This is a genomic window from Achromobacter sp. DMS1 (genome assembly GCF_001270295.1).
Genome location: NZ_LHSJ01000340.1, coordinates 1 through 3,852, shown reverse-complemented (window position 1 = coordinate 3,852; position 3,852 = coordinate 1). Strand labels below are relative to the sequence as shown.

The 3,852-nt window shown below is 67.5% G+C and carries 2 protein-coding genes; both read right to left on the bottom strand.

Annotation, left to right across the window (positions count from 1 at the left end; genetic code table 11):
- Nucleotides 1–199: 199 nt before the first annotated feature.
- A complete protein-coding gene (locus AD428_RS23825) occupies nt 200–2,428 on the bottom strand; it encodes an NADP-dependent isocitrate dehydrogenase (protein ID WP_053246799.1) in 2,229 nt (742 codons plus the stop codon).
- Nucleotides 2,429–2,813: 385 nt separating this feature from the next.
- Nucleotides 2,814–3,662: a UTP--glucose-1-phosphate uridylyltransferase GalU gene (gene galU / locus AD428_RS23820; RefSeq protein ID WP_053246798.1), complete on the bottom strand. Its 849-nt coding sequence runs from the start codon at nt 3,660–3,662 to the stop codon at nt 2,814–2,816.
- Nucleotides 3,663–3,852: the final 190 nt, after the last annotated feature.

The window sequence follows — 3,852 nt, the reverse complement described above, 5'->3', positions numbered from 1 at the left end:
CGTCTACGCCCAAGGCAGGCGCGCCGTGTGGCGCCTGGAGGCGGACGCCGCGCTGCGGCAACGCCTGTGCGGGGGGTAATTCCGGCCAGCCCGGGGTGTGGGCAGGCGCGCGCCAAAAAGAAAACCGGCTGCCCCGAAAGACAGCCGGTTTCTCTTGCCCCGGCGCTGTCCGCGCGAGGCGGACAGCCGGGGCAGGGGGTCAGCCGATGGAGGCCAGGGCCTGGTTCAGCGTGGGGCTCGGGCGCATGGCCTTGCTGGCGAGCGCCTCGTTGGGGCGGTAGTAGCCGCCGATATCCTGCGGCTTGCCCTGGGCGGCCTTGAGCTCGTCGAGGATGCGGGTTTCGTTCTCGGAGAGCGCGGTCGCAACCGGGGCGAAGAGGGCGGCCAGTTCGCGGTCTTCGGTCTGGGCGGCCAGGGCCTGGGCCCAGTACATTGCCAGGTAGAAGTGGCTGCCGCGGTTGTCCAGCCCGCCCACCTTGCGCTCCGGCGACTTGTTCTCGTCCAGGAACTTGGAAGTGGCCTGGTCCAGCGTCCTGGCCAGCACTTCGGCGCGACCGTTCTTGCAGGTCTTGCCGAGGTGGTCCAGCGATTCGGCCAGGGCCATGAACTCGCCCAGCGAATCCCAGCGCAGGAAGCCTTCTTCGAGGAATTGCTGCACGTGCTTGGGCGCCGAGCCGCCCGCGCCGGTTTCGAAGAGCTGACCGCCGGCCATCAGCGGCACGATGGACAGCATCTTGGCGCTGGTGCCCAGTTCCATGATGGGGAACAGGTCGGTCAGGTAGTCGCGCAGCACGTTGCCGGTGACGGAAATGGTGTCCTGGCCGGCGCGGATGCGCTTGACCGAGAACTTGGTGGCCTCGACCGGATCCAGGATGCGCAGGTCCAGGCCGCTGGTGTCGTGGTCCTTGAGGTAGCGCTTGACCTTGGCGATGACCTGGGCGTCGTGGGCGCGGTTTTCGTCGAGCCAGAACACGGCCGGGGTCTTGGTGGCGCGGGCGCGGGTCACGGCCAGCTTCACCCAGTCCTGGATGGCGGCGTCCTTGGTCTGGCACATGCGCCAGAGGTCGCCGGCCTGCACGGCATGCTCGAGCAGCACCTTGCCGGCGGCGTCGGTGACGCGCACCGTGCCGTCGGACGGGATGACGAAGGTCTTGTTATGCGAGCCGTATTCCTCGGCGGCCTGGGCCATCAGGCCCACGTTGGGCACGCTGCCCATGGTGACCGGGTCGTAGGCGCCGTTGCGCTTGCAGTCTTCGATGACGGCCTGGTAGACGCCGGCATAGCAGCGGTCGGGAATCACGGCCTTGGCGTCCTGCAGCTCGCCCTGGGCGTTCCACATCTTGCCCGAGTCGCGGATCATGGCGGGCATGGAGGCGTCGACGATGACGTCGCTGGGCACGTGCAGGTTGGTGATGCCGCGGTCGGAATTCACCATGGCCAGCGCCGGCTGCGTCTTGTAGAGCGCGTCGATGTCGGCGGTGATGGCGGCCTGCTGTTCGGCCGGCAGCGACGAGATCTTGGCGTACAGGTCGCCGATGCCGTTGTTGGGATCGAAGCCCGCCTGCGCGAGGGCGTCGGCGTGCTTGGCCAGCGCGTCCTTGTAGAACACCGAAACCACATGGCCGAAGATGACGGGGTCGGACACCTTCATCATGGTGGCCTTCAGGTGCACCGAGAACAGCACGCCCTGGGCGCGCGCGTCGTCGATCTGGGCCTGCAGGAACTGCTTCAGCTGGGCGGCCGACATCACGGCGGCGTCGATGATCTCGCCGGCCTTGACGGGGGTTTTTTCCTTGAGCACGGTGACGGCGCCGTCGGCGGCGACCAGCTCGATCTTGACGTCGCCGGCTTCTTCGATGAGGGTGGATTTTTCCGTGCCGTAGAAGTCGCCGCTATCCATGTGGGCCACGTGGGCCTTGGAGTCGGCCGTCCACTTGCCCATCTTGTGCGGGTGCTTGCGGGCGTAGTTCTTGACCGACAGCGGGGCGCGGCGGTCGGAGTTGCCTTCGCGCAGCACGGGGTTCACGGCGCTGCCCTTGACCTTGTCGTAGCGCGCCTTGATGTCGCGCTCGGTGTCGTTGGCGGGGGCGTCCGGGTAGTCGGGCACCTTGTAGCCCTGTTCCTGCAGTTCCTTGATCGCGGCCTTGAGCTGCGGCATGGAGGCGCTGATGTTGGGCAGCTTGATGATGTTGGCTTCCGGCTTCAGGCACAGGGCGCCCAGCTCGGCCAGGGCGTCGCCCTGCTTCTGCTGTTCGTCGAGGTAGTCGGGGAAGACGGCGAGGATACGGCCTGCCAGCGAGATGTCGCGGGTTTCCACCGTGATGCCGGCGGATTTGGCGAAGGTCTGGACGATGGGCAGCAGAGAACGGGTCGCCAGCGCCGGAGCTTCGTCGGTAAAGGTATAGATAATCTTCGGAGTAAGAGACATGATCCTTGAATCCGCCCGGCCGGCGCGGGGCGCGCGCCCGGACATGCTATGCGGCATAGGCCGTAGATGTTGTCGAAGAGTGGTCGTCGTTCTTTTCGGCGGGCGCCTGCGCGGCATGGCCGCGCGCGGACGCGTTCGCTTGGCCGCCCGGCGCCTGGGCGCATGAAGAAGGCGGCAAAGCGGACGCGCCCATGCTTGCAACGGAAAGCGCCTGCTCGACATGGCGCCGCCCGCCCGTTATTGGCCGCGCGAGGCGCGTCCCCCGGAAAGGTGCGGTGCCATGAGCCAAACATTGTAATACCGCGCCTCGTCCAGCGGGAGGAGCCGCGGCCTCCGGATGGCCGTCCGGCGCGCCGGACTGGCCGACAAAACCAGGGACATATTATCAATCGGGCTCGCCGCCGCCGAGCTGGTGATACTTGCGCCCGATGTCCATGGTGGCGCGATAGAACCCCTGCTTGCTGCCGCAGTCGTAGCGCACCCCTTCGTATTCGTAGCCGTACACGCGGCGCTCGCGCATCAGGACGGCGATGGCGTCGGTGAGCTGGATTTCGCCTCCCTTGCCGGGCTCGGTGCGCTCCAGCATCCGGAAGATCGCCGGGTCCAGCACGTAGCGGCCCACCACGGCCATGTCCGAGGGCGCGTGTTCGGGATCGGGCTTCTCCACGATCTGCTCCACGCGCAGCACGCCGCGGCTGGCCGGGCGGCCCGCCACGATGCCGTACTGGCCGGTGTGCGCGGGCCGCACGCGCTGTATGGCCAGCACGCTGCCGCCGAATTCGCGCGCCAGCTTGGCCATTTCTCCTATCACGGGACGCGGCGCGTCGATGAGGTCGTCGGCCAGCAGCACGGCGAAAGACTCGTCGCCCACGATGCTGGCCGCGCACAGCACCGCGTGCCCCAGGCCCAGCGCGGCATGCTGGCGGGTGTACACGCAGTTCACGTGCGCGGGGATGACATTGCGCACGGTTTCCAGCAGCGCCGTCTTGTTCCGGGACTCCAGCTCCTGTTCCAGCTCGGGCACCCGGTCGAAATGGTCTTCGATCGCGCGCTTGTTGCGGCCCGTAACGAAGACCAGTTCCGTCATCCCTGCCGCCACGGCTTCCTCCACCGCGTACTGGATGAGGGGCTTGTCCACGATGGGCAGCATTTCCTTGGGCATGGCCTTGGTGGCCGGCAGAAAGCGGGTGCCCAGCCCCGCGACAGGAAAAACGGCTTTGCGTATGGGATGCATGGCTCTGTTCCTCGGAGACGGCCGGCGCCGGAAAAGTCCGCCCCCGGCTGGGCGGCACATGCCGCCAGGAGCAATTGGCGTGCCGGCCGGCGCGCGGCCGCGATTTGATTACCATGTGCTCTTTCTTTCGGAATGGAACGAGGCGGCATGCGGCAGACGGAGGCGGCGCGCGCGGCGGCGCGCGCGGAAG

Excerpts from the sequence above, each read along its gene's own strand:
- AD428_RS23825 (WP_053246799.1), bottom strand. The coding sequence starts at position 2,428 with ATGTCTCTTACTCCGAAGATTATCTATACCTTTACCGACGAAGCTCCG.
- galU (WP_053246798.1), bottom strand. The coding sequence starts at position 3,662 with ATGCATCCCATACGCAAAGCCGTTTTTCCTGTCGCGGGGCTGGGCACC.